Here is a 26,861-nt window from a genome sequence, read left to right as displayed (position 1 = left end):
GGAAGAGGAAGAGAAATTGAAACATTCAACATTACTAAACAGGCTGTCAAATCAATTTAAGATACACGTTTCTAAGAGTCATCGAATTGTTAGTGGAGTATATAAAGTCCGTCTTACGAATGGAAGTGTATATGCTTTAAAATCCATGCCCTATCCTATTTCTAAAATTAAATGGATAGACCGTACTTTGAATCAATTAAGAAAGTCCGGGTTTTCCAAAGTATCCTGGCGTCACCCCTCCAAAAAGAATGAAAAAGTTTTATATGCAAGAGCAGCCTCAAAAAGAGTACCATATATCCTGACTCCTTGGGTTAAGGGAAGATGGGCCTCCCCATATTCAAAAAAAGACATGATTGCCAGCGGAAAAATATTAGCAGAGTTTCATTTGCATGCCGCCTCAATAAAACCTTCTGAAAAGGGAGCGAATAACCGGATCGGATCTTGGCCTTCTGAATTGGAAGAGAAGTACTTGAAATTAAATAAGCATATACAGCTGGCTGCAGCAGGCGGCTATAAAAATATATTAGACAGCCATTTTCGTACCCACGGGGAAGAAATAAAAAAGTACGCCCACCAGTCGTTAAGGCTTTTAGAGAAAAGTTCTTACCAGACTGCGTGTAAGGAAGCTCTTAGGAAAAATCCACTGTGCCATGGGGACGGTGGTCCGGGGAATATCATTATTACGAAAACCGGCCCCTGTTTAATTGATTTTGAAACGTTATGTATTGACCTTCGCTCTTATGACCTTTACCGCGTTATTTTTAACTCCTGTCACCAACACAACTGGGATTTCACTAGTGCAAAACACATTTTGGACGGATATCAATCCGTTACATCACTAAAAAAGAGGGATTTTGAGCTGCTTAAAGTATTGCTTCGTTTTCCTCGTACTACAGCCCTCGTTCTCAATAAGTATCACCGGTCAAGATTGAAACGAAAAAAAAGAGTTGCTAAGAAATTACTTCAGACTATTCATGCTGAAAGGAAAGTTACATCCTTTATTCACCAATTGGATTTGTATGCAAAAAAAAGCAAATAAAGCCTCGTCTACAATTGAGCTGATATTCGAATTACTTTAATAATACTGGCCCGGTTTTGAAACGAGTGTTCCATAAAGTGAAATATAACCTTATGGAACACTCGTTTTGCTTTATGTTAATTAGTCGTATTCACTATCAAGAATTACGTAACGTCCCGAAAAAAGAAGCGATATGTTTATGGTCACACAGGGTATACGTTGACAGAAAGCAATTTATAGAGGAGGGCTAGTCTCAATGAACAAAAAGATAATCAAAAATGGGACTGTGTTAGATCGTCATTTTATCAGGAGTAAATCTGACATTCTGATCGAGGGAAAGTACATTAAAGCCATTCAGCCGGACCTTACTGCTGACAGTGAAACAGAGACGATTGATGCAGAAGGAAAAGTTGTTATGCCCGGCTTTGTCGATTCTCACCGTCATGTCTGGGAATCTCTCATCCGCCATATCGGAACAGACTGGTCACTGCCTCAGTACCTCGAAAACATTTATTACGGGAATTTAGGATCCATGCTCACAACAGAAGACATGTACCTTGCAAACCTGTGGGGCTCTCTTGAAGCCCTGGACGCCGGTGTGACTACGGTCCTTGATTACTCCATGCTGGAAACTCCGGAACACGCGGATGCTGCAATCAATGGTCTTCGCGAAGCAGGAATACGCGCTATTTTTGCTCACGGGGTCTCGGGGCGCGGCGAGTACTGGAACAGGGAGAGTCGGTTGAGGCATCCCGAGGACAGCCGAAGAGTAAAAAAAGAATACTTCCAATCCTCCGATCAGCTTTTAACAATGGGGCTGGCGATTCGAGGGCCTGAATTCAGTGCATGGGAAACCGCCGTTGATGACATTAAGCTTGCAAGAGAACTCGATGCCATTGCATCGATGCACATAGGGTTCGGCAGCTGGGGACCTCATGACAGGTCCATTTCCCGCCTTCATGATGCAGGGCTGCTAAGAGAAGATTTGAATCTGGTACACGTCAACCGCATCCAGCCTTATGAATATAAGCTCATTGCCGAGAGCGGTGCGTCCCTCTCCGTGACTCCTGAAATTGAAATGATGATGGGTCACGGATACCCGGCAACCGGTCGCCTTCACGAACACAATGGCCTGGTGACGCTGGGAGTCGATGTCGTTGTGTCCACAGCAGGGGACATGTTCTCCCAAATGAAGTTTGCCTTACAGGCTGAAAGAGCACGGCAGAATGAGATAATACTGGATAAAGGGGACATGCCAATGGAACTTGGAATTACGACAAAGGATGTTCTAACGTTCGCTACACAAAATGGAGCAAAAGCCCTTCATCTTGATCACAAAGTCGGGACGCTCGAGCCGGGGAAAGAAGCGGATATAATTATTATTGATCCGTCTTCAACGAACCTTCATCCACTCAACAACCAACCTGTAGGGGCTGTTGTCCAGAGTGCCCGCCCTGAGGATGTTGAATTTGTCTTTGTTGCCGGAAAAGCCCTTAAACGTGATGGTAAGCTGGTTTACGGTGAACAAAAACGCCTTCGGGAGCAGGTAGAGGCTGCAAGTGAAAGGATCTTTCAAAGACAGAGAGAGGCTGTGAAGAAGTAGGAGGGTATTAAAGGTGCACCGGTCCATTTCCCGGTGCACCTTCTCTACTATAATCTCAAAGTTAAGAAAAATGACCTTTCCCTAAATACTTCTGCATTAATTTTTCGGCTTCTTTGATACCCTCTTCCGTTAAGTAAACGGACTTTGACCGGGTACTCCCGCGAATAAAATCTTCATCAGTTAATTCATCTAACGTTTCAAACCGGTAGCCCTTCCAGCTTCTTCTCATTTCTTCAAAAGGAGGCTCATCTTTCCAGGATGTTAAGTATAAGAGTAATAATGTAAGGTCCTTCACTTCTTTTTCCATTTTGATAAACCCCCTTTCCTCATATATGATTATTCAGCTAAAAAAGCGATCAAGGTGTTTGCAGGATTGTTGTATTTCTTTTAGTCGTGCCACATAATCCTCATGCTCAGAGTGTATGTGGTAACACAAGCGGCGCTGGTGATCTTACAAAAACTAACGGAGCCAGTATTGCCTGCTTCGTCAGGAATATCTTTCTGCTTCATTCAGGTTTAATTATTGAAGAAATAATAATCTTACCCTAATTAAAGATTACTATTCTAACTATTTGGAGGCACACCAGTTTAACACACTGCTTTACTTTCCCCTTGAATCACGACCTTCTACCGTTCCCCAATGCCCTGCACATTCTTTAACTCAAAGTTATCGAGTAATTCACGGACTTCATCTGTTGACTCTGTGCTCATCAGTTGATTTCTTAATTCACTCGCCCCGCGGAATCCTTTGACATAGATCTTAAAAAAGCGGTGAAGAGCCTTGAACGGACGCAGCCCTAAATGTGAATATTTATCGTGAAGATCCAGATGCAATCTTAAGAGATCAAGCAGTTCCTTACTGCTGTGATCTTTCTTCTCTTTTTCAAAGGCAAATGGATTATGAAAAATACCACGGCCAATCATCACCCCGTCAACACCATATTGATCAACGAGTCTCAAACCGGTTTGACGGTCGGGAATATCCCCATTGATCGTCAAAAGTGTATCCGGTGCTATCTGGTCACGGAGTTTCTTAATCTCCGGGATCAACTCCCAATGGGCATCCACCTTGCTCATTTCATCTCTTGTACGCAGGTGAATGGAAAGGTTAACGATGTCCTGCTTCAAGATGTGGGTAAGCCAGTCCCGCCATTCATCTACTTCCGTAAAACCGAGCCTTGTCTTTACGCTTACGGGGAGCCCGCCTGCTTTCGCTGCCTGGATTAATTCTGCTGCAACTTCCGGACGCCGGATAAGGCCGCTCCCCTTCCCATTGTGTACAACATTAGGTACAGGACAGCCCATATTGATATCGATACCGCGAAAGCCCAGTTCCGCCATACCAATACTCATTTGCCGGAAGTATTCAGGCTTATCCCCCCATATATGTGCAACCATCGGCTGTTCATCCTCTGTAAAAGTCAAGCGCCCGCGCACACTGCGGATCCCCTCAGGGTGACAATAACTCTCCGTGTTTGTAAACTCTGTAAAAAACACATCAGGTCTGGCTGCTTCACTCACTACATGGCGAAAAACTACATCGGTCACTTCTTCCATTGGTGCCAGTATAAAAAAAGGTCGTGGGAGTTCACGCCAAAAATTATCTTTCATCATTAAATCAAAACCCTCTCATTATGGGATACCAGACCAACCGGTTATCCCAAAATTCAAAAGCAGGATGTCCCTGTTTCTTCTACACTTATACCATGTTTAAGCCCTGTTTATCAAACGGATCGGAGATGGTAATTTTTCTTTTATAATCTCTTTACTGCCAAAATATATCTTCCTGATATCCGCCAATTCAATCAGTTCGGAAATTCACTGAAATTATGAAAAGAAAGCGGAAGATCGGAGAAGGCCGGAACAGGAAAAAGGCCCTGAAATCGAACAATTATAAAATTTTTCTCTGGATAGATGACGGTACCATCATGGATATAGAGGATACGCATACTATTTATTTTTTGTCTGAGGAATCTGTGGAGCGACTCAATGATATATTAAACGAGCATTTAACAACAGATTAGACAAATAAACTTCAGATAACTTCAAGCTACTTACCCCTATGCTGAAACAGCTCTTTCTAAAGCCCTTTTACGCCATTCTATTAATTACATGATAGTAAACATATATACTACCTTGTATAATGAATACAAAGTGCTTTAATAAGGAAGTGAACATCTATGGATTTAAAGACCGCGTATGAGATTATGGACGTCTCAAAAGAAGTAACAATAGAGCAGCTTGAGGATCAGTATCTGCTGTGGATCAAAAAACTAAAAGCGCAACAGGACAAGACTAAGACCACTGATTCAAACGTTGCCATTGATATAGGCAGAATTACAGAGGCCTATCATGTTATCAAAAGAAACATCCAGCCTGAAAACAGTACTACAATGAATGCTAGAGAAAAAATGGAATATTTCTTTGAACATTACAAATTCCATACATTGGCTATACTCAGTTCAGTGTTTATATTTGGAGCTATCCTGTATAATTTTATTGACTACAGAATAGAACAATCCAGGCTGGCAGACATACTTCCCCCTGACCTGGAAATCCTGTTCTTAGGAGAATATTATGCGGACGATAGCACTGTAATAAGTGAGGCTATAGAGCAGGAATTCCCTAAATTTGAAAACGTGGAAGTGAAGATAGAATATATCCCTGCCACTTTAACCTCAGAAATGGACATTGCATCCACTCAGAGAATTCCTATTATATTAATGAGCGAAACTCCCGACATTTATATCACGGACCAAACACAGTTCGATTTCCTCTTAAGTATGGAGCCATTTCAGTCTCTAGATTTGCCCGGTGAACTGGAACAAAACCTTCCCTACATTATACTGGAGTATTATCAAGGTGAGACAGATGAAAAAGAGCTGTACGGCGTTGATATATCGGAGAGCGCTATTTTCACCAGGGTTGAAATTGGTGGAGCTGGAAAAATCGCTGCAATTCGCTCCGGTGCTGACCAGCAGGACAATGCGTTAGCCTTTATGGAAAAAGCGATACAGGAACTGCCGGAAACAGAGTAACCGAAGAAAAGCCCATGCGCAGATTTCGTCGGCGGTATGGGCTTCATTATTAAATAAAATCAAAGCTACTTTATTCTCTTACATTAATGATTCCGTTCATAGACCCGATTTCAGGTGATTCAATGGGAAAAGGCCATTTAGCAACTAAGTATTTTTTAATTCATATAACCTTTATTCATTTTTCCATTCTTATTTTATACTAATGTAAATAACCATCTATTTAAGCCTGATAGTGAGTCATAGTTTAAAGACTTAGATATATAGCCCTGCTTTTACTTTAATACTTCTTCAAGGGAAGGTAGTGCAGAAATGGCCCCCACTTTTGTGCATACAACAGCTCCAACCTTATTGCTGAGAGCCGTGATACTTCTTAGCTTATTAAAATCCTCAAGTTCTTTTTTCGGATTTTGCGCTTTTGACAACTGATAAAGCATTGCCCCGACAAATGCGTCACCTGCTCCAGTAGAATCTATCGCATCTATCTCAATGCTTGGAATGATTTCATGGTTCTTTCCGTTAGAAATCAGTGTCCCACGTTTTCCTAGGGTAACTGCTACTGTGTCTGCTCCAAGGTCATGCAGATATTGAACCCCTGCTGTTAAGCCCTTGGTTTCGGAGATGATTCTAAGTTCTTCATCGCTGACTTTTATAAAGTCCGCTTTTGCGGCTACCTTTCTTGCCAAGCTTGTAAAAACAGCTTTTCTGCCTTCCCAGAGGTCGGACCTGTAATTAGGATCAAAGGAAATTAATTGCCCTCCGTTTGCAGTTGCTTCTATCACGTTTAAATAGGTATCCCGAAATGTCCCCTCCAGTAATGCTGTAGCTGAGCCGAAATGCAAAATGCCGGCTTTTCTTAGCCTGCCTTTATCCAACTCGTCTTCCCTTAGGTAAGCATCGGCACCTCTATTAAATACAAAATCCCGTTCTCCATCCGCTTTTAATGATACAAATGCCAATGTTGTTGGATTTTGATTATCCATTACGAGCATGGATGTATCCACATTTACTTCATTTAATGTATTTTTTAGAAATAGTCCGAAGGGATCTTTGCCAACCTTACCTACGAACGAGGCTCTTCCACCCAGCTTCACAATTGCTGCACATACATTGGCAGGTGCTCCCCCAGCATGCTTCTCAAAACGCTTCCCTTTAACTAAGTCAATGTCTACATCTGTACAGAAAAAATCTATCAATATCTCACCTATACAAATAACCGACGAATTTTCGTTCATTATTTTCAAACCCTTCACAATTAATATTCTTTATAATATCAACTCTGATAAAAAACAAATAATTGACCAAGTAATGTTGTTTTTGCAGTTCTTTGTCATCCTGGGTTAAATGAATCAGGCGAGTCCCTGGAGATCGGAGCTCGAGGATGTGCGGCGGAAAAGACACAGATTTGCTACAATATCAACAATCACTATAATATACAAGCAGATAAAAAAGGAGGAAAGATATCCTCTTCCCTCCCCTTTATTAGATTATGTGATCTGATTTTTTTGAGGTTGCGATACATAGCTATCTGTAATCTTAACTGTTCCATCTACAGCAAATACAGAAAATTCTTCGCCAATTTCATCCGGATAAATTAAACTTGTCAGTGCATAAGCTCCATCATTTACAAAGACTTCGACCGATGATGAATCAATCACTAAACGAAGCTGCACTTTAGTTGTGTCTTCCAGCTTTAAAGACTGCTCTTTCGAAAAGTTCTCGGAAAAATCATGCGGTCCTGATTTTAAGCGATCCAGTACTAGCACGTCTTCCTTTGAATCAAACTTCAGAGTTGTTGACTGCTCCTCTGTATGCTTCAGCGTTATACCAAATTGTGTTGCGTCAACCCTCTGAATATTTAAAACAATCTCACCGTAAGAATTAGTCATTTTATAGGATTTCGTTTCAGACTCCCTGACAATAGTCTCCTCCAGGTCTTCCTTATTCGAAAAATAGGAATCTAATTCTTTAACGGCTTTTTGAACTACTTGGTATTTATCTGCCACTTCGCGAAGTGACAACTCACGTGGAAGCGTCATCTGGCTGCGCCAGCCTTCTGTCGGAACTTCATTTGCATATCTCCAGTTACTCATCCAGCCGAGATAGATTCGTCTGCCATCAAGAACGTCGGAGAAACTAACGCCTGCATAATTGTCTTTACCAAAATCGAGCCATCTGATGTCCGTATGTTCTGCTTTGAAAGTGGACCCGTCAAACGATCCGATAAAATACTGTGTACGTGATCCAGCATCGAGTTGAGGGTTATCTCCAATACTTACAAATAAAACCCATTTCTCTTCGTTACTTCCTTCAACCTTTAATTGTAATAAATCCGGGCATTCCCACACACCATCATGAGAGCCGATATTATCTCCAAATTCACTTTCAATCTGCCAATCTATTAAGTTAGGTGAAGAGTAGAAAGTTATTGTCTGCCCTGTAGCCAATACCATAATCCATTTATCCGTATCCTGAAGCCAAAATACTTTAGGATCCCTGAAATCCACCTTTGTTGCATGGCCAAGTACAGGATTTCCTTCATATTTTGTCCAGCTTCTCCCTTTATCATGGCTGTATGCTAAGCTCTGCGTCTGAACTTGCGGTTTTCCTTCAACGCCGTCTTTATGATGTGTAAAAATAGCAACTAAACCAGGTTCATCCGGGAAAAATCCAGTAGTGTTTTTCCAGTCTACTACAGCACTTCCTGAAAAAATTGTCCCGTTCTCATCCGGATATAATGCTATATCCAGCTCTTCCCACGTGATCATATCCTTACTGACAGCATGGCCCCAATGCATAGGACCCCACACGCTGTCATTCGGATTATATTGAAAGAACAGATGATACTCCCCTTCGAAATATACTAAACCATTTGGGTCGTTCATCCAGTTTTCTTTTGGTGCAAAATGTATTTCCGGTCTGTATTTTTGCAAGTCTTGAATTGCCACTGTTTGCCTCCTGTATTGCTTTATTCTGTACTTCTGTCGTAACCATCTTGTTTAATTTCCAGCCATTCAGATAATCCTAAGCGTTCCAGTTCTTCCAAATGTTCATCCCACTCTTCTTCCACTTTTCCATTTGAAATCCATTCAGCTTTCTTTCTCTGTACATAAGGGATTAAATCAGCTTCTATATTAGAGAGGCGATTCAGTTCATCCATTGAGTGGAATACTCTTGGATAAATATTGTCTGCCTGCATGTGAGGAACCATCACTTTTTCCATTAAGCCTAATCTCCATGCAGCATCGTCTGGTTTTGTTGTAAATGTGCCATAATAGCTGTCTAAAATTGCTAATGGACCACCAACGGATGTTCTCTCTCTCAGCTCAACAGGCGCTGTGCCATCGAGTGGAAGATGCCTTAACATTTCTTTATCCTCATCGTATTCAAAAATGTTTTGCATTTCGTCATCGCCATAAGTACCCCAGTTGTTTTGAACAGATTGATGCGGATCATACATTTGATCAATCCATTTTGCTGTTAACTCAAGATTTCGGTTGGCACTTGTAATAACCATTCTTGAACGGTCGAAGCCCATCCCGTTTGTTCTTGCAACGTTAATATGGCCATCTGGACCAGCTAAAGGAGGCATAAGATCATACGAGTCATTCATCCCTGAAATATTCCCTTTATCCCAAGTAAAATATAAACCATAACGGCCCTCTTGCCCTTTAGCTACATATGACGGCCAATCGTGCTCAAAACCTTCAATATCCAACAGATCTTCTTCGTATAACTCATTCATAAATTTAATAGCTTCTTTGTAGCCTTCATCAGCTGAAGTAAGTTTAACTTCTCCATCATTGGTTACTACCGTATGATCCCAGTTGTCACCAAGACCGAAGGAACCGAATAAGAAGCCAGGATCCTGCCCGCCATCGTTGATAATGAAGGACATTGGGATTGTTTGCCCGTCTCCTGCCGGATCATTATCCCTAAACGCGATTAACACTTCTTTTAACTCATCAGTTGTTTCAGGCATGTCTAATCCTAGTTCATCCAGCCATTCCACATTGATCCAAGGAAAGTTATCCACTGAGTGAATACTTTCTCTTCCTTCTCCTAACTCTTCAATCCATGGGAAAGCGTAAATATTTCCATCTTCAGCAGTCATCATTGCTCTGTATAGCGGCGCCTGTTCAAGCACCGCCTGTAAATTAGGCATGTAGTCATCAATTAAATCATTAAGTGGGATAATGGCTTCATCTCTTGCCATCCTTAATAATTCATAGTCACTGTATGCTGCATTTTTTATTGCATCCGGCATTTCACCGCTGGACATAGCCAAGTTTCTTCTGTCAGTAAAGGCTTCACCGACAAAGTTCCTCCACTCAATTTTGACACCAGTTTCCTCTTCTAAGCGTTGGTAGATTAACTTATCATTAGGATCCTCAGGCGCTAACGGCGAGCTTGATGTCATGATTTTTAGTGTTACATCTTCTTCAACTGGAAATGAGATATCTGAGAGCCCATAATCTTCAGACCATGTTTGATCATCGTTCCCCCCGCATGCTGCTAAAACTACTCCTCCAAGTAGGGCTGCCGTCAACGGTTTAGCTATTTTTTTCATCATAAATCCCCGCTTTTCTTATTTATTTTGCTAAACAAACTTAGTTACTTATTTCCACTCGAATCTTTAAAATAGCCTTTACTTTAATGATCCTACCATGACGCCTTTTTCAAAATACTTTTGAAAAAAAGGATACATAATCAATAATGGCAAACTTGCAACAACAATTGATGAGTACTTAATCATTTCAGCAACTCTCTGCATTTCTGCTCTTGCAAGCTGATCTGCAATCATTCCAGGCTGAACTTCATTTTGAATGAGAATTTCCCGTAAAACTAATTGGAGCGGATAAAGTGAACGGTCTTCCAGGTAAATCATAGCGTTGAAGTAAGCATTCCATTGTCCTATAAATGCAAACAGTGCAAGAACAAAAACAATTGGTTTAGCTAACGGCAATACAATCTTCAGAAAGATCATAAAATCAGATGCTCCATCAATTTTTGCAGCTTCCTTTAACTCATTTGGGAGCCCTTTAAAGTAAGTCCGTGCAAGAATGATATTCCATACAGTTACTGCTCCGGGCAGGATAATTGCCCAAGGGGTATTAATTAATCCTAACTCCCTTACTAGAAGATAAGTTGGAATTAAGCCACCGTTAAAGAACATGGTAAAAAGGAAGAAGATCATTAAAGCCTTTTTACCGACCAGCTCATCAACAGATAATGCGTAGCCTGCAAGGATAGAAAATGTAATGGACACCAAGGTAAATCCTCCGGCATACAATACAGAGTTCAAAAAACCTCTCATGATTGAGCCATCCTGGAAGATCCGTATATATCCATCAATTGTCCAGTGTGCAGGATCAAGTGAAATCCCCCTGGTCATCAGAACATGGGGTTGGAGAAAAGAGCCGAGTAATACATATAAAAGAGGACCAGTTACAATGACTACAATTAAGCTCAACAGAATTTTGTTAATAAGCAGTATTAACCGGTCTGTATTTGAGTTATTTATAAGTTGATTTTTCTTTGTGTTACTTAAGTTGCCCATCCTGATTGTCCACTCCTTTCTAAAAAAGGGATTCACCTTTAAGTTTTTTAACTACTTGGTTCACAGTTATTAGAAGCATAAGGTTAATAACTGATAAGAATAATCCTACTGCAGCACCAAATGACCAATCTGCCGCCTGCAGCCCCCGCTTATATACATAAGTCTCGATAATTTCTGATGCAGGTAAGTTCCTGGCAGTCTGAAGGAGATATGCTTTTTCAAAACCTACAGCCATAATTCCTCCAACCGCCAGAATAAATAATACTGCCATAACCGGTTTTAATACTTGTACGTCAATATGCCATATTCTCTGTAACAAAGAGGCTCCATCTATCGTAGCTGCATCATGCAGCTGCGGATCAGCGTTTGAAAGTGCAGCAACATAAATAATAGATGCGAAACCTGCAGACTGCCATATCCCAGATGTAACGAAGATAGTTCTGAAATAATCCGGGTCGGACATAAATGAAATCGGTTGGCCTAAGAATATTGTTAACAAGGCATTTAGAGGCCCTGCTGGTGAAAGAAACATAAAGAGCATGCCGCCAATTACAACTACAGAAATAAAATGCGGTGCGTAAATAACTAATTGTATATTCTTTTTGATACCTACTCTTCTAATCTGATTCAACATAAGAGCGAGAATAATAGGAATAGGAAATCCAAACAGAAGTTCATACGCACTTAATTTCACAGTATTTGTAAATATTTGATAAAAATTAGGTGATTTCATGAAATTTGCAAAGTGAGCAAGTCCGACCCAATCACTTGCCATGATCCCTCTTACTGGACTAAAGTCTTTAAAGGCAATAATTACTCCATACATCGGAATATAATTAAAGATAAAGACGGAAAGCACTGCAGGAAGCAAAAATACATACAACATGATATTTTGCTTCATATACTTTATTGGATTCTGTTTCTTTGTTATTTGCTTTTTAGATAATTGATCACCAATAGTGGTTACCTTGACTGGATTCATAAATTTCACCCCCTAGGGAAATCTAAAATAAAATTTACGATGGTTGCTCAATAATGCTACCCTCATTTTAATACTATTTTTTCTCCCTACCTCCCCTTTAGGAATGTTGTTAGAACTTAAAGTAATGATATTAATCGAAGAACTAACTTCCCGTTAAAACCCCTTAAATGTAATCGCTTTCCAATGTAGCCGATAAATAGATTCAAACTTTAGGAAGTTTGAATCTATTTATCTAACATTTTTTAAAAAGATATATCAAACGCTTTCACAAATAACTTTAGGATCTTATCAGGAGAGGCTTCTTCATAAGCAAAGTATATGTCATCCGGTTTCATGTGTCAACCGGATGACATAAAAAAAACAAAAAATTATTTCCCGGTTTTCAAGATAAAAATCCTCGTTGATTCTATGTTGTTTCACTATCTATAATCTTAACTGGTAATATTCGTTCTAATTCCATACCCTTCTTTTCGCCTTCAATTTGTTTTATCAATAAATCGAATGCTACCTCTGCAATTTCCTTAATAGGCTGCTGCACAGTGCTTAATTCCGGCAGTAAAATTCTAGTGGTCTCTGTCCCGTCATAACCAATTACTTTTAAATCTTTAGGAATATTAATTTTCCTCTGCCTGGCTTCTCTTAATACATTTGCCGCAGCCAAATCATCACTTGCGAAAATACCATCCACATGCGGATTTTCATCAAAAAGTTTTTTTATCACATTATCGCCTATTTCATACGTGTTAACAGATAAATTGTTCTCTCGTATTACATCTTCATATGCTTTTTTTCTCATGTGTGCAGGTGTTTCTAGAGAAAGTGAACCGTGAATATGAATTATATGCTTGCAGCCTTTATCAATTAACAATTGTGTGGCTTGTTTTCCTCCGTCATAGTTATCACTGGAAACTACAGGTACATTCATCGATAAATATCTGTCAACACCTACTAGCGGCAGATTAGGTTTATTATATTCCACAATCCCAGTATTATGGGCACCTGCTATTATTCCATCTACTTGGTTTCTTTGAAGCATTTCTAAATATTTTTTTTCCTTTTCTTCCTGCCCCTCACTATTACACAATAAAATCTTATAACCAGATGAAGCGGCTATCTTTTCCAAATGAAAAATTAACTGGCCAAAAAATGGATTACTTGTTGTTGGAAAAATAACACCAATCAAAAATGTCTTTTTAATAAAAAGGGATCTTGCAATATCATTCGGAAAATAATTCAATTCCTTCATCGCTTCGTGAACTTTTTTTCTTGTTTTTTCTCCTATATAACCACGATTGTTTAAAACTCTCGAAACAGTAGTTGGCGAGACACCAGCCACTCTGGCAACATCACTAAGTTTAACTGTCATTGTTATCTCCCTCTATGCAATTTTATAAGAAATCTATTTTCTAATAGTTTTTTGAAGATGTGGCAAAATTCGTTCCCACCCCTGGTAATTTACTTCTCATTAATTTAACATTACTTTTACTTGACCTTTAGAAAACGGATACAAAAGTTCAAATAAACAAAACTAAATATTTTCTTTGCGAGGAAAGGACAAGGAAGCAGATTTCATAATCACAAAAGCAATCATGCTCATCCCAAATATGAAAATTAACACCATAAAATTTATATACAAGAACAATACAACTGCAAGCCCTGTAATCATAAATATTGTTTGAAACGGCCTGGCAATTGCCAGTATGAGCGCCCGTTTTGGGTATTCCCAGAACTTAAAATTGAAGTGAACAAATATAGGGAAAATATATAGCAACATTAATAAATATACTACAGATATAACAAATGTAATACTAGCTAACGTTAATTGTAATAAGTTGTTGTCTAAGGTTTGCAGCACTCTTAAGTCTATATATAAAAAAATTCCAACAATCAAGAAAAGGTAGCCAATTAAATTGGACTTAACAAACTCTGCTTTAAAATTAATGAAAAATAATTTGAAGATATCCTGATCTTCATCTTCCATAATTAATCGTCTTAGTACTGCAAACAAAGCCGCAGTTGCCGGAAAAAATCCTAATAAAATTAGTCCAGACAGAGTAAATAAAAACCAAAGCAGATTCAAATAGACGATATTATATCCCCAAGTTCCTAATCTCATATACCACTTAGAATAATCTAACATGTTATCACCCCCCCCATTCACTTATGATAAGTAAAAGCTACCAGGCTTTTCACTCCAAAAAATTGCTAAAAAGCAGTTATGAAAAAGAATACACTAATTACTTCACATAGTAAAATGAATATAATATAACAATCCTTCAGTATATGGAAATACTTCTTTTAAACAAAAAAGTACTCCTTGATTGTTTGATCCGGTCTGAATATTCCGAAAGTTGATGCTAGCGTCTGGGCGGAGATGACCGATATAAGGATCAGAAGTATAAATATTCTTGAAAAAGGTAAAGACGTCTCCCATTGAGGTGAAACTGCGGCAACAGTTTCACCTCAATGGGAGACGTCCATCATAAAAACATTATGGTCTTTATATCAAATTATACCTTACTTGGGCAGCAATCAGGCGTTTATTGTTAGAAGTACGCAACGAATCCCCTGCCCTTGTTTTGGTAAATCCCTTAAAGGGGCTTAAGTAGTGGTCTCAGAATATTAATGTAGTGGTGTTTACCTTTTATACTCGTGAATACTTATAGTTGAAGCAGAATTAAGACCTTGGATTATTATCTCGATTTGTCTCATATGGCATGTCTTCACTAATGTGATCTACTCATCTAGATATATATTTTCTTTTGTAAAGCCAATGTTTATCAAATTAATTAATTTTCTAGCCTGTTGTGAATCACCTAATGTATATTTACACATATATTCCAAACTTTCTTTTTCAATTGGTAATGCCTTTACTTTTAATTCACAAAATAAATTATACAGCTCCCCAATCACTCCAAGTATTATTGCCGTTTCACTAGTGTAAATTAGATTTGATTGGTTTTTGATATATTCCCTTTGAAAGTAGTTCTTAAAATTTCCCACTACTATATTAAAATCCAATTGTTAATACCCTTCGAAAGAGTAATTCTCAAAATTTCTTTCTTCTGAAAGATGTTGCGAGTAACTATTGGTCATTTCAGTAATACCAAATTCACTGGTAATTAACTCCGAATACCTATTCCAAACATAACCATGTGAACCACCGCTACCTAAATTATTTGTAACCATCAGCTTTCCTTCATTCAAAAATGCATTAATATCAATTTCAATACCATACTTTGCATGACTAGCTACAAAATTACCGTTCTTATTAATATTCCTTCGATAACTTTTTATTATTTACTAGTTTATAGATTTCTTCAACGAAATTATTACTACGCCCAGAAACTATATATCTTGACTTCCTAAAGGAACACCTATAATTCACTATCGCTTCTCCGCTCCAGAAATTGAAAAAAATACAGCAGGTAACCCCTATATAGGGAATGCGGGTTGGAGGGGGGGAGATTTAGGAAAAGTTTAAATTTGATTTTTCCGACCGCCCCCATTTTGAAGGATTTTCGAATCAAAAGTGGCCGTTTTTCAGCCTGTTTTTTCAGGTTTTTTGGGAAGTTAAAATAAAGTTTACCGATAATGGAAAGAAGAGAAAAACGAAAGATAGATGGGCAAGGGCTGGTGCATGAAAAAGACCCGGAAATCGGAAATGTTTATTTTCACTGAGAAATGTTTATTTTTGGGTTACACTTTTTTAACTATCTGCGACACAACCTCCACATGTGTCGTCTGCGGAAACATATCCACCGGTTGGACTTCTTTCGTCTCGTATCCGTGCTCGTCCAGGTACTTCAAGTCCCGGGCAAGGGTGGCCGGGTTACAGGAAACATAGACAACACGCTCGGGGTTCATGTTTACGATCGCTTCGAGGAGTGCTTCGTCGCAGCCTTTTCTCGGAGGATCGACGACGACCACTTCCGGGCGGACGCCTTGTGCGTACCACCACGGCATCACTTTCTCCGCTTCACCGACAACAAAGTCCGTGTTAGTCAGACCGTTCAGTTTTGCATTGTTTTTGGCGTCCGTAATCGCTTCCGGTACGATCTCCACTCCAAGAACCTTTTTCGCTTTTTGAGCCAGAAACAGGCTGATGGTGCCAATGCCGCAGTAAGCGTCGATTACCGTTTCACTGCCGGACAGATCGGCGTATTCGAGAGCTTTATCATAGAGAACCTTCGTCTGTGACGGATTCACCTGATAAAACGACCGGGGAGAAATAGCGAAGCGGATGTCTCCAATGGAGTCGTAGATTACGTCTTCGCCCCACAGGACTTCTGTTTTTTCTCCAAAAATGACGTTCGTCCGTTTCGGGTTAATGTTCTGCACAATCGACGTCACGTGGGGAAGGTTTTCCCGTATGTCGGCGACGAGATTCTTCTTATTAGGAAGCTCTTTGCCGCGGGTGACGAGGACAACCATCAGTTCGCCAGATGTTTTGCCGTGACGGGTCACGATGTGGCGAAGGGTGCCTTTGTGTTTGTGTTCGTCATATCCGCGGATTCCGTACTTTACCGCGAGCTCCTTCACCAACTGGACCACCTTATCATTCTCTTCGTGCTGAATGACACAGTTTGGCATGTCCACAATTTCGTGGCTCCGCTCGGCGTAGAAACCTGCAATAATGTGGCCACCCCGCTCGCCAACCGGAACCTGTGCTTTATTTCGGTAGCGCCATGGATCGTCCATACCTAGCGTTGTGTAAACCGGAACATCGGGCAGACCCCCGATCCGGGCAAGCACATCCTTCACATGCTTTTGCTTGTACTCCAGCTGTCCTTCATAGGATAAGTGCTGAAGCTGACAACCGCCGCATCGCTTGAAAATCGGGCAGGGGGGCTCAGTGCGGTTGCTGCTCTCTTTTGTTACGTTTATTAACCGGCCAATGGCAAAGTTCTTTTTTACTTTTACAATTTTGATTTCCGCTTCTTCATCAGGAAGGGCTCTCGGTACAAAAATCGGGTAGCCGTTTACTTTCGCTACGCCCGCTCCGTCATGTGTAAGGTCTTCAAACGTCACATTGATCGTGTCGTTCTTCGCTACAGGTGTATCATGTTTAGTCATTATCGTCGTTCCCTTCCGCTCAATCATTCTGCACATGATTGTACCACAAACAAAGCCCGGACAGGAAACCGCCCGGGTTACTTGGAACACCACTGATGAAAACATGCATAAACAAAAGGTCAGACCGCCCAAAACCATGTTCAGGGGTCTGACCCTATTGGCTCTTACCCTATTGGCTCTTTAATTTTTTGCCGCACTTTTTGATGGCTGCACGAGCTAAAATCAAGGTTGGGTCAACCGCATTTATTCCAGTCAAATCCAGATGAGGATACATGAGGGGAATTTCGGTACACCCTCCTATAATCATGTCGATCATATTGTTTTCTTTATAATGCTCTATAAGGTCCTGGATAAGCTTATAGTCACTTGTGTCACATAGACCGCGCTTGATTCTCTCAATCGTATTATCCACCACCCTTTGCTCTCGTTGGTTTGGCGTCAGAATAACTGCACGCTTGTCTAATTCTTTTTTATAGAGCCCCGCTTTTACTGTCCCTTCTGTTGCTAATAACAACACCTTTGGAACGGTTGTCCCTGCTGCATCCTTAATTTCTCTGGCTGTTTCTTTTATTATGTGAAGTACAGGTACATTCACCTGCTCAGTAATTTGGTCATACCAGTAATGAGCGGTGTTGCAGGGCATTACTACAAAAGAAGCTCCCACCAGTTCAAGCAGACGAATCCCTTCTATTATAAATGGAAGAGGAGACTCCCCTGCTCCTGAAATACCTTTTACTCTTGAGGGAATCTGTGGGTTGTTGTTTATAATCACATGGATATGGTCTTCTTCTTTGTCTACTGACGTATTCGAGACCATTTTATCAAAAAAATCAATTGTGGCGGCCGGTCCCATACCACCGAGAACGCCAAGCACAATTTTCACAGTCTATCACCTGGCCTTCCTGTTTGGAGATTCATCAAACCAGCCACTACCTTTCCTCAATCTATTCATAGATTAGTGTATTCTCCTACCCTTTCTTTGTTTGGACAGGTATCCTCTCATCATGCTCTTTCCACATAAAGAGGCCTGTCCCGGAAAGTTGGTACCCTTTCCGAAACAGGCCTCTTTTACAATTGTTTACTCTTCTGTATCCATCTCTCCCTCTTCTTCCCATTCGAGGTTGTATTCTTCAATGTAGTCATCAATCATGTCAAACAGGCTGTTTTCCTGACGCTGGGCTTCTGAGATGAGGCTCTGGAGTGTCAGCTCTTCTTCTGCCCCGAACGCACCTGATGCTTCGGCAGCAATTGCTTCGTAAAATCCTTCAAGGAAATCATCCACTGCTACCACATACTCATAAAACTGATCCTGCAGATCCTGAACAGGCTCGGAGTCATAGCTTCTTCCCTCAAAGGAATCACGGATGGCTCTTATTTCGTCCCTGGCAGCATCCATCATGCTTTCTCCTTCTTCTGTTTCACCGTATTCCAAGCGGATCAGCCCTTCATCGAACCGGTTAAGCTGCTCGTCCACATCCTCCCAGGCCGGATGCATTTCTCCATTATAATAGTCTACAATCGCATCCTCGTCTCCGCATGCAGCCAGAATAACGGTAAGCATAAAAACAACAGGTATGACTAACCACTGCCTCTTCATTCTCATTTTGTCCTCTCCTCGCAATCGTGTTTTCCCGGTTCTTTACCCTCAAATCACACAAATAATCCCTAATATTGTTTATTTTTAGCAAAAAACACAGTGCTTTTGATTCATCCTTAACCTTTCGTTCAATCACTGGTATGATAGGAAGGTCGATTTATTTGAACGAGGTGACCAGAGGAATGGCAAAAGTAAGACGAAACGATCCCTGCCCGTGCGGCAGCCGGAAAAAATACAAAAAATGCTGCATGAACAAACAAGAAGCTTTATCAACAGCAACGTTGCAGGATGAAAAAGATTATCAGCAGTTTTTACCTAAAGTAGTGGAATTCAGTACACCTTATGAAAAAGAATTGCAAGCAAGCATCTGGAAGGATGTCAATGAACTGTGGGTACTGAAAAAAGCCGATCAGCAGGCTTTTGTCCAGAGCATGTCTCTCTGGAGCCTGTTCAATGCAAAGGTCGTTGACGGCAAAACCATTGTGGAAATGTATATTGACGAAAACGGTGCGTCCTACTCGGAGTCCTTCCAGCAGTTTCTGACTCAGTGGCAACAGATTCGCCCGGCCGTTTACCGCGTGGAGCAGGTAGAAGGCAAACAGATGACGATTGTGGAATGGTTCGATAAAACAAGAATTCCTGTGGAAATAACAGAAACGACGAAGCAGCTTTCCAAACAGGATCTGATTATTGGATACCTGTACCCTACTCTCTCAGGCTACGCTCTCGGAAGTGACATCATGATTATTCCTGAGGACTTTGTTGATACATTCGAGTACGAGTGGAAAAAGTTCTACACCTTCTTCAGTAAACCCGGGGAATCGCAGCGTGACCTTCTGACCCGTGAATATCCGTCTGCCCTCCAGATCCTCTCAGGGATCCTGACTGAACTGGCCGTAGGGATCAATGACGATATCCTTTCAGATAAAGCACAGGAGTGCTTTGACATTCTGATCGAGAATATCACCCTCAATGAATTCCCTTACACAAAGATCATTCATGCGAGACTGTTGTGGACGGAATTTATCGAGAAGAAATCCCCACGTATTACAAAACCTGAAGTATTTGCAGCAGCACTTGAATACTGGATGTACCAGTTAAGTGCCCCTGAGAAAAAAGTGAGCCAGAAGAGCCTCGCAGAAAAATACGGTGTATCACCGTCTACAATTTCAAGCAAGTTCAAGCAGTTTGATCTAGACGGCCTGGATACAAAATAACACCTGTAAGAAGCCTTTCAGTAAAAAAGGCTTCTTTTTTCGTATATGGATATGATAGGGTTTGCTTGCCCGAATCACAATACAGCTAAATAAACGAAACCGGTCTACATATCTGCAGACCGGTTTTTCGTGGTGTTCGTATTTGGTTCGAGCCATTCTCCGTATTTTTTTAACCATCCCCGGTACAAATGAGGCCGGACTTCTTTAACCGCCCGGGGGAGACTTACCGATGAGAAACCAAGAAGCATAAGACAGCCTGATAACCGGAACATCCAGTCGCTTTCCGGTTTCCACATCATCAGGAGTGTACTGCAAAGAAGTGTGAGTGCCCCGACAAGCACAGCCTTCCAGGTAATCCTCCACCGTAATTTATGGTTTTGTCCCCACATTTTATTTCCTCCTTCCACTTTCTTCTATATAACTTGCGCCATTTCCCTTTTTTTATGTATTTTCCAAATAAATTATTTGATTATTTAGAACAAAACGAAAATAATAGAAGTGAGGGGATTGAAAGCGGTTACTATTTATCCCCCCTTAAATCAGATAAAGAGAGGGGAAGAAAAATGAGTGCAATTATTTTAGCTGTTGTCGGAATGGCTGTCTTTTTTCTCGGCTATAAGTATTATTCCAAGTTCGTAGCCGAGCGTATTTACCGGCTCGATCCTGATTATGTGACACCTGCCCACAAGTATAAAGATGGTGTCGACTTTGTACCAACGAATAAATGGGTGTTGTGGGGGCATCACTTTACGTCCGTTGCCGGAGCAGCTCCGATTGTAGGACCTGCTATCGCCATCTACTGGGGCTGGCTCCCTGCCTTTTTGTGGGTCGTATTAGGTACGGTGTTTGCTGCCGGGGTTCATGACTTTGGCGCACTTGTTCTGTCTGTAAGGAACAAAGGTCAGTCCGTCGGGACACTGGCCAACAAGATTATCGGCCAGCGGGCAAAAATACTGTTCTTATTTATCATTTTAATTCTCGTATTAATGGTAAACGCCGTATTTGCATGGGTGATTTCAAGCCTCTTCATCAATTTCCCATCAGCGGTATTATCGGTTTTCATTCAAATTCCACTGGCGATCTGGATCGGATACCTCGTTTACAAGCGAAGCGGGAACATGCTTTTCCCGTCCATTGCGGCTCTGGCTACCATGTATATTACAGCCATCATCGCAGCCCGTGTGCCTGCCCTTCAGATTGACCTGCCCAGGTACTTTGGCGGTGCTGAAAATACGGTAGCATTCGGTCTCGACGGTGTTTCCATGTCGTTCTTTGTATGGATTATCGTTCTTATGATCTATGTGTATATCGCATCGACACTGCCGGTGTGGAAGCTTCTTCAGCCACGGGATTATATCAACGCTCACCAGCTTATGGTCGGTCTCGGTATTCTTTACCTGGGGCTGTTATTTTCAAACCCGGAAGTTACTGCGCCAATGATGAATACAGAAGCAACCACGCCTTGGTTCCCGCTTCTCTTTATCACCATTGCGTGTGGAGCCATTTCCGGTTTCCACGGACTTGTTGCCTCTGGAACGTCGAGTAAGCAGCTCAACAAAGAAACCGATGCCCGCTTTGTCGGTTACTTCGGGGCTGTCGGTGAAGGGTTGCTCGCTCTGATTGCCATCATTGCCGTAGCCACATTCTTTGCCAACCCCGGTGCATTCACAGCTGCTTATGACAGCTTCGGCACTGCAGGCAACATCGGATTAACAACGTTCATCCAGGGGGCCGGCCAGCTCGCAACCGGAATCTTCATTCCGGCAGACATTGCCGCAACCATCGTTGCCGTTATCGTCGTAAGTTTCGCCGCTACGACGCTGGATACATCGGTCCGTCTTATGCGCTACATTATCTCAGAGCTTGGCAGCGAGTATAAAATCAAGTCCCTTACGAAAATGCACGTGGCTACAACTATCGCCGTTGTATCTTCTGCAGCTCTTGTACTCCTTCCAAGAGGGCCTCAAGGATTTGGTTCCGGCGGTTACTTACTATGGCCGTTGTTCGGTACGTCAAACCAGCTCCTTGCAGGGATTACTCTGCTGTTGATCACACTTTGGTTAAAACGGCAGGGACGCAACTACCTGATTACATTAATTCCGATGGTCTTTCTCATGATCATGACCCTGTGGGCCATGGGGCAGCAGGTATTCTTCCAGTGGTCAGGTCTTGGAGATGCGGAAATGAACCTGCTCCTCTTCATGCTCGGTGCTGTCATTTTCGTCTTTGCCATCTGGATTATGCTCGAAGCAGTCAGTGCCTTGCGTAAAAACAACACGAATATACCAACCGATAAAGATCAGTCTATGTAAATCTCGTAGAAGAGGTTGGGACATAAAGAAAGTGTTTAACTGAGAATCCCAACAATGCGCTAACATAGCGGATGAAAGATACGCAGACTCCTGCGGGATGAAAAGAAAAGGTGAGACCCCACAGCGCGTAGGAGGCCACTGAAAAAGTCAAAGTCCGAAAGGTCATTGTTGTTATAAAAAAGATGTTGGTGGGAGCGAATGCGCGACACTCCTGCGGGAAAAGCGAGTTCCGAGGAGGCTCCCGAACCGCCCGCGGAAAGGGAGCGCGATGAGCGGAAATCAACAGCTGACTTTTCTGAGTCTATTTAAAAAAATTGTACTTTTTCAGTGACCTCACGCAGCACGATGAGGCTCACCAGCTTCCGCGGAAAGCGAAGTATATTTCAGAAGCGAGTTATTTCCGCATATGATTTTTTCAGATTCTCACTGACTAAAACACTTCTTTCCCAGCCTTTCTCTATGCAGGCCAAACAGCAAGGAGGGATTGATAATGGATTTTAAAAAGATCCTTCAGCTTTACGATGAGATGCTCAAACAGGGCCACAGGACCGAAATTGCCAGAGAGCTCCGGGACGAGGACGACTTGTTTATGATTCTCTGTTACTCGGACATGCTGGGTATCCCAAACCCTGCTTTCTATTACACACTGGAACTTTATCCCCACATGCTCGAGCGGTTCCATGAGTGGCACTTGCGCATGGGGATGGACAAGTCCCCCATCAACGGCTTTCGCTGCTGTTAACATTTAAGAAGGAGTGATACATCATGACAGTCGAAAAAGCCATCCTGTTTGTTGGCGGAAAAGGCGGTGTCGGTAAGTCTACCACTTCCTCCGCTCTTGCCCTCGCCGCCAGTAAAGCCGGCAAGCGCACTCTCTTAATCTCAACAGATCCGGCTCATAACCTGAGCGACCTTTTTCACACGAAGCTCGGCAATAAGGCGAAGGAAGTCTCACCCTCTCTTTTCGTGATGGAGATTGACCCTGAAAAAGAGAGTGAACGCTATATTGAGCAGGTTAAAGCAAACATTTCAGGTCACGTTAAAGCAACCATGATTGAAGAGGTTCACCGGCAGATGGATATGGCCAAAACGAGTCCCGGAGCAGATGAGGCTGCTCTTTTTGACAGAATGACGTCCATCATTCTGGACGAGCGTCAAAAATATGACCGCATTATTTTTGACACGGCACCTACCGGACACACCCTCCGGCTGATGAACCTCCCGGAAATGATGGGGGTCTGGATGGACGGAATGCTGGAGCGGCGGCGCAAAACAAATGAGCACTACACACAGCTGTTAAACGACGGTGAACCTGTGGAGGATCCGATCTTTGATACACTCCAGGCCAGACGGGAGAAATTCGCCCAAGTAAGGGCGATTCTGCTGGACAAAAAACAGGCAGGCTTTCTGTTTGTCATGAACCCGGAGCGTCTTCCTATCGCCGAAGCTGTACGTGGTGTGAATACGTTAAAGCAGCACAACATTCCGGTTAAAGGGATTGTCATTAATAAAATCATTCCCGATGACGTGGACGGGCGCTTTTTTGAAAAGCGGAAAGCACAGCAAGGCAATTATCTGGATCAGATAAACAGCTGTTTTAAAGATATTGCTCAAATACGTATTCCATTATTGGAAGAAGACATCTCCACTGTGGATCATTTGGAAAAGGTAGCCTCTCTTATTTAAGATTTAGTAAAACGCTTTTATAAATTCCACTTAATAACCCCAGAGAGAATCTGTGAATGTAAAAAGGAAATCAATCTATATTTTTGTTCAAAACATAGTGGAATGTACATGCCCCTTCACTCTTTTTTACATATGATGTAGAAGTACAAAAGATTGGAGGGAAAACTATGGGATTAGCAGTATTTGCGGAAGTCACAGTCGACATTCTTGCTGTTGGAGGCGTACCTTTAGAAACCAGGGTACAACTCTATTCTGGTATCTACCCGGTATCCGGTGACAGCGTTACTTTTCAGTTGTTAGGATCAACAATCACAGGTGAAGTAGGCTCTGTATTCATTACAACAATTCCTCTTCTCGAAACAGAATTGACAGTAGAGGTAACAATTGATTTACTTTCAGGAACGTAACCATTTATCTTTCTTATCATTTTCCGGGTGGAGACCTTCCACCCTTTTCTTTTTTGGGATTGGTATTTACATAAATGCATAAGTGCACGGAGTATGCGTAAGTAACTGAGTTATAAAAGATGAATATAACTAGAAAACAAGTTTTGTTCCTCAAAAAAAAGCCCTGCTTATTATCAAGGCCGTTTTAACTATTTAATTCATGAGCGTGATCCACTGTTTTATTTTTGCAGTGATCAGTTCAGCCGGAGAATCAACTATATCGTAAGGGTTTACAGTAAATTCTCTCTTACTGTCTTTTATAGTTCTTATGGTACTTTCAATTCGTTTTATATTGTAATCCAGATGAATCACATTATCTCCGGACTCTCTGTTCCTTTGACGATCTCCTATATTTATAAACGGAAGCTTTAAGAAGGGAGCTTCTATAATACCGCTACTTGTATTGCCAAGTAATACTCTTGCTTGTGACAATAAATATAAGTATTCATCAGAAGTCATACTTTCAATATAACGTGCATTCGGGTTTGTGGTTAAATATGTCCTTACCTGTTCCCTAAAGACATTCCCTCCCGCATCACTGTTCGTTCCGATAACAACAACTTTTATGCTGCCCAATGACAGTAATGCCGCTAAAACTGCATTCACCTGGTCTTTATAATTGACCGACACCTCTTTTGTATCAGGATGCATGGCTAGGATAATAAGATCGTTTAGTTGGTCATAATTCAATTTATCCTTTAATTGGGCCTTCAGCATTGGCTCCTTACCTGCCAATGATTGAATATCATGCTTTCGTAATGATCCGCTTACGATTATGTTTTCTGCATCCTCTCCCATGGCGATCAACCTTTTCTTCGAATCATGTGTGGAAACAAAATGGTACATTGAAAGCTTTGAAATCGCGTGACGGACCCTGTCATCAGCAGAACCGGAGACTTCACCGCCATGAAGATGGAACGTCGGGATGTTTTGATAATGACAAGCAACGGCAGCAGCAAGCATCTCTCCTCTGTCTCCAAGTAACAGCACACCATCCGGTTTTTCTCTGTCAAAAACATCCGCGAAATAAAGAATTCCCATCCCTGCAGCCTGACTCATTGAAAGTGTGGAATCGCCCTTAAATAAAATTGAAGGTGTTGCAGCCACTTGAAAGTTGTCACGATAAATGGCTTCAATTGTATATCCGTATTCTTCCAGAAGATGCATTCCAGTCACCACTAACTGAAGGTTGATTGCCTTTTCTTGCTTCAGGGAAAATAACAATGGCCTGAATATCCCATAATCGGCTCTGGTACCGGTAACACACAGAATTTTTTTACTTGTCATAGGATACCATCTCTAAATCTGTCCACCTGAGGGCATCTCCACTGCTTTTTGCTACTTGTAATTTTTTACCAATAACATCAAGGTAACTAGAAGCGCTTATGTTCCCTTCAGGCCGAAGGAATAAAAGGTCCTCTTCATGAATAACGTGTCCCGGCGGATAATCTCCGTTCAGATAAATACCGCGCCTGACCAGTATCCTGGTCTCCAGTTCTGAAGGTCTCGTTACTTTTTCTTCTGAACCTAAAGCGCTCTCGATGGCTCTAATACCTGCAACCATTCTGGCAAACTCATCCGGCATCAACGAAGCTTGATGGTCTGGTCCTTCCAGGTCCCGCCCAAGGGTAAAATGTTTTTCAATGATGTTATACCCCATCGCTGCAACAGCAAATGGAACTTCAAGACCAAGGGAATGATCTGAGTAGCCAATAGGACAGTTGAATACCCGTTTAAGCGTTTGGATGACATTAAGATGAAGGTCTTTAAATGGTGCCGGATAGGCAGAAGTACAATGGAGTATAGCGACTTCTGCTGAGTTTCCAAGAAAAGATACAGCCTTTCTGATTTCTTCTAAGCTTGCCATTCCACTTGAGAGGATTAACGGTATTTTGTAACCGGCCAATTCTTTTAAAAGATGATAATAGGTAAGATCACCGCTTCCAACCTTTATGGCATCCACATTCATTTCTTTTAGCAATCTGGCACTTGTTACATCAAAAGGCGTAGATAAAAACACAATTCCCTTTTTATCGCAAAATGCTTTTAACCTTTTAAACTCTTTTTTGGAGAGTTGATACGATTTAAGCATTTCTCTTTGAGAGGAATACATCCCTTTTTTCTGATAATTTACAAGCGCTGCTTCTTCGGAAACCAATGCGTCTGTTTCATAGGTTTGGAATTTAACAGCATCCGCTCCTGCTTCACAAGCCTTTATAACAAGTTTTTTTGCCATCTCATAGGATCCGTTGTGATTAACTCCTATTTCCGCAATAATAAACATCGGACTCCCTTTGCAAATCACTTTTCCTCCAATTTGAAGTGCCAC

Annotated in this window: 24 protein-coding genes; 8 read left to right on the top strand and 16 right to left on the bottom strand. The window is 41.5% G+C overall.

Going from position 1 to position 26,861, the window contains the following annotated elements; genetic code table 11:
* Positions 1-16: 16 nt before the first annotated feature.
* Both JSY36_RS04360 and JSY36_RS04355 read left to right on the top strand, forming a co-directional pair.
* Positions 17-1,039 (top strand): phosphotransferase, encoded by a 1,023-nt coding sequence (locus JSY36_RS04360; RefSeq protein ID WP_205165400.1) that lies wholly within the window; start codon positions 17-19, stop codon positions 1,037-1,039.
* A 235-nt stretch (positions 1,040-1,274) separates the two neighbouring features.
* Positions 1,275-2,621, top strand: a complete 1,347-nt coding sequence (locus JSY36_RS04355; RefSeq protein ID WP_205165399.1) for an amidohydrolase family protein — start codon at positions 1,275-1,277, stop codon at positions 2,619-2,621.
* 61 nt (positions 2,622-2,682) lie between these two features.
* Here the strand turns inward: JSY36_RS04355 and JSY36_RS04350 are convergent, their stop codons facing one another.
* Entirely contained in the window at positions 2,683-2,928 is a 246-nt protein-coding gene (locus tag JSY36_RS04350; RefSeq protein ID WP_205165398.1) for a DUF6429 family protein, read from the bottom strand.
* A gap of 320 nt (positions 2,929-3,248) precedes the next feature.
* The gene (locus JSY36_RS04345; RefSeq protein WP_205165724.1) at positions 3,249-4,232 is read right to left on the bottom strand and encodes a tRNA dihydrouridine synthase; all 984 of its coding nucleotides are present in this window, start codon (positions 4,230-4,232) and stop codon (positions 3,249-3,251) included.
* Between the two features lie 569 nt (positions 4,233-4,801).
* Between JSY36_RS04345 and JSY36_RS04340 the strand changes: the two genes are divergently transcribed.
* On the top strand, positions 4,802-5,659 hold the full coding sequence (locus JSY36_RS04340) for a hypothetical protein (protein WP_205165397.1): 858 nt from the start codon (positions 4,802-4,804) through the stop codon (positions 5,657-5,659).
* A 272-nt stretch (positions 5,660-5,931) separates the two neighbouring features.
* Here JSY36_RS04340 and JSY36_RS04335 read toward each other — a convergent pair whose 3' ends face one another.
* The 11 genes from JSY36_RS04335 to JSY36_RS04285 form a co-directional block, all read right to left on the bottom strand.
* Positions 5,932-6,891, bottom strand: coding sequence for a carbohydrate kinase family protein (locus tag JSY36_RS04335; RefSeq protein WP_205165396.1), 960 nt, complete (start codon positions 6,889-6,891; stop codon positions 5,932-5,934).
* Between the two features lie 252 nt (positions 6,892-7,143).
* Positions 7,144-8,604 carry a GH32 C-terminal domain-containing protein gene (locus JSY36_RS04330; protein ID WP_205165395.1) on the bottom strand — a complete coding sequence of 487 codons (1,461 nt, stop codon included), beginning with the start codon at positions 8,602-8,604 and terminating at the stop codon, positions 7,144-7,146.
* Positions 8,605-8,624: 20 nt separating this feature from the next.
* On the bottom strand, positions 8,625-10,226 hold the full coding sequence (locus tag JSY36_RS04325; protein ID WP_205165723.1) for an extracellular solute-binding protein: 1,602 nt from the start codon (positions 10,224-10,226) through the stop codon (positions 8,625-8,627).
* 78 nt (positions 10,227-10,304) lie between these two features.
* Positions 10,305-11,216, bottom strand: a complete 912-nt coding sequence (locus JSY36_RS04320; protein ID WP_205165394.1) for a carbohydrate ABC transporter permease — start codon at positions 11,214-11,216, stop codon at positions 10,305-10,307.
* Between the two features lie 19 nt (positions 11,217-11,235).
* Complete coding sequence (locus tag JSY36_RS04315) at positions 11,236-12,198, bottom strand: ABC transporter permease (RefSeq protein ID WP_205165393.1); 963 nt, start codon at positions 12,196-12,198, stop codon at positions 11,236-11,238.
* A gap of 406 nt (positions 12,199-12,604) precedes the next feature.
* Positions 12,605-13,564, bottom strand: coding sequence for a LacI family DNA-binding transcriptional regulator (locus JSY36_RS04310; protein ID WP_205165392.1), 960 nt, complete (start codon positions 13,562-13,564; stop codon positions 12,605-12,607).
* 162 nt (positions 13,565-13,726) lie between these two features.
* A complete protein-coding gene (locus tag JSY36_RS04305; protein ID WP_205165391.1) occupies positions 13,727-14,338 on the bottom strand; it encodes a YesL family protein in 612 nt (203 codons plus the stop codon).
* A gap of 596 nt (positions 14,339-14,934) precedes the next feature.
* On the bottom strand, positions 14,935-15,219 hold the full coding sequence (locus tag JSY36_RS04300) for a hypothetical protein (protein ID WP_205165390.1): 285 nt from the start codon (positions 15,217-15,219) through the stop codon (positions 14,935-14,937).
* 678 nt (positions 15,220-15,897) lie between these two features.
* On the bottom strand, positions 15,898-17,274 hold the full coding sequence (gene rlmD, locus JSY36_RS04295) for a 23S rRNA (uracil(1939)-C(5))-methyltransferase RlmD (RefSeq protein WP_205165389.1): 1,377 nt from the start codon (positions 17,272-17,274) through the stop codon (positions 15,898-15,900).
* Between the two features lie 169 nt (positions 17,275-17,443).
* Positions 17,444-18,157 carry a cysteate racemase gene (cuyB, locus tag JSY36_RS04290; RefSeq protein WP_205165388.1) on the bottom strand — a complete coding sequence of 238 codons (714 nt, stop codon included), beginning with the start codon at positions 18,155-18,157 and terminating at the stop codon, positions 17,444-17,446.
* 195 nt (positions 18,158-18,352) lie between these two features.
* Complete coding sequence (locus JSY36_RS04285) at positions 18,353-18,877, bottom strand: hypothetical protein (protein ID WP_205165387.1); 525 nt, start codon at positions 18,875-18,877, stop codon at positions 18,353-18,355.
* A 176-nt stretch (positions 18,878-19,053) separates the two neighbouring features.
* On the opposite strand from JSY36_RS04285, the gene JSY36_RS04280 reads away from it, so the two are divergent.
* Positions 19,054-20,088: an SEC-C metal-binding domain-containing protein gene (locus tag JSY36_RS04280; RefSeq protein ID WP_205165386.1), complete on the top strand. Its 1,035-nt coding sequence runs from the start codon at positions 19,054-19,056 to the stop codon at positions 20,086-20,088.
* 104 nt (positions 20,089-20,192) lie between these two features.
* Here JSY36_RS04280 and JSY36_RS04275 read toward each other — a convergent pair whose 3' ends face one another.
* Complete coding sequence (locus tag JSY36_RS04275; RefSeq protein WP_205165385.1) at positions 20,193-20,477, bottom strand: hypothetical protein; 285 nt, start codon at positions 20,475-20,477, stop codon at positions 20,193-20,195.
* 174 nt (positions 20,478-20,651) lie between these two features.
* Here JSY36_RS04275 and JSY36_RS04270 point away from each other — a divergent pair, with 174 nt between their 5' ends.
* The 4 genes from JSY36_RS04270 (at position 20,652) to JSY36_RS04255 (ending at position 24,493) form a co-directional block, all read left to right on the top strand.
* Entirely contained in the window at positions 20,652-22,400 is a 1,749-nt protein-coding gene (locus JSY36_RS04270) for a carbon starvation CstA family protein (RefSeq protein ID WP_205165384.1), read from the top strand.
* A 490-nt stretch (positions 22,401-22,890) separates the two neighbouring features.
* On the top strand, positions 22,891-23,142 hold the full coding sequence (locus tag JSY36_RS04265; RefSeq protein ID WP_122900544.1) for a cory-CC-star protein: 252 nt from the start codon (positions 22,891-22,893) through the stop codon (positions 23,140-23,142).
* Positions 23,143-23,165: 23 nt separating this feature from the next.
* Complete coding sequence (locus JSY36_RS04260; RefSeq protein ID WP_205165383.1) at positions 23,166-24,086, top strand: ArsA family ATPase; 921 nt, start codon at positions 23,166-23,168, stop codon at positions 24,084-24,086.
* Between the two features lie 167 nt (positions 24,087-24,253).
* A complete protein-coding gene (locus tag JSY36_RS04255; RefSeq protein ID WP_122900540.1) occupies positions 24,254-24,493 on the top strand; it encodes a hypothetical protein in 240 nt (79 codons plus the stop codon).
* Between the two features lie 192 nt (positions 24,494-24,685).
* Here the strand turns inward: JSY36_RS04255 and neuC are convergent, their stop codons facing one another.
* On the bottom strand, positions 24,686-25,819 hold the full coding sequence (gene neuC / locus JSY36_RS04250) for a UDP-N-acetylglucosamine 2-epimerase (protein WP_205165382.1): 1,134 nt from the start codon (positions 25,817-25,819) through the stop codon (positions 24,686-24,688).
* Complete coding sequence (locus JSY36_RS04245; RefSeq protein WP_205165381.1) at positions 25,809-26,861, bottom strand: N-acetylneuraminate synthase family protein; 1,053 nt, start codon at positions 26,859-26,861, stop codon at positions 25,809-25,811. The genes neuC and JSY36_RS04245 overlap by 11 nt, the downstream gene beginning before the upstream one ends.

The sequence above is a fragment of the Alteribacter salitolerans genome (assembly GCF_016901055.1).
GTDB classification, from domain to species: domain Bacteria; phylum Bacillota; class Bacilli; order Bacillales; family Salisediminibacteriaceae; genus Alteribacter; species Alteribacter keqinensis.
This window is presented reverse-complemented; position numbering and strand designations above follow the sequence as displayed.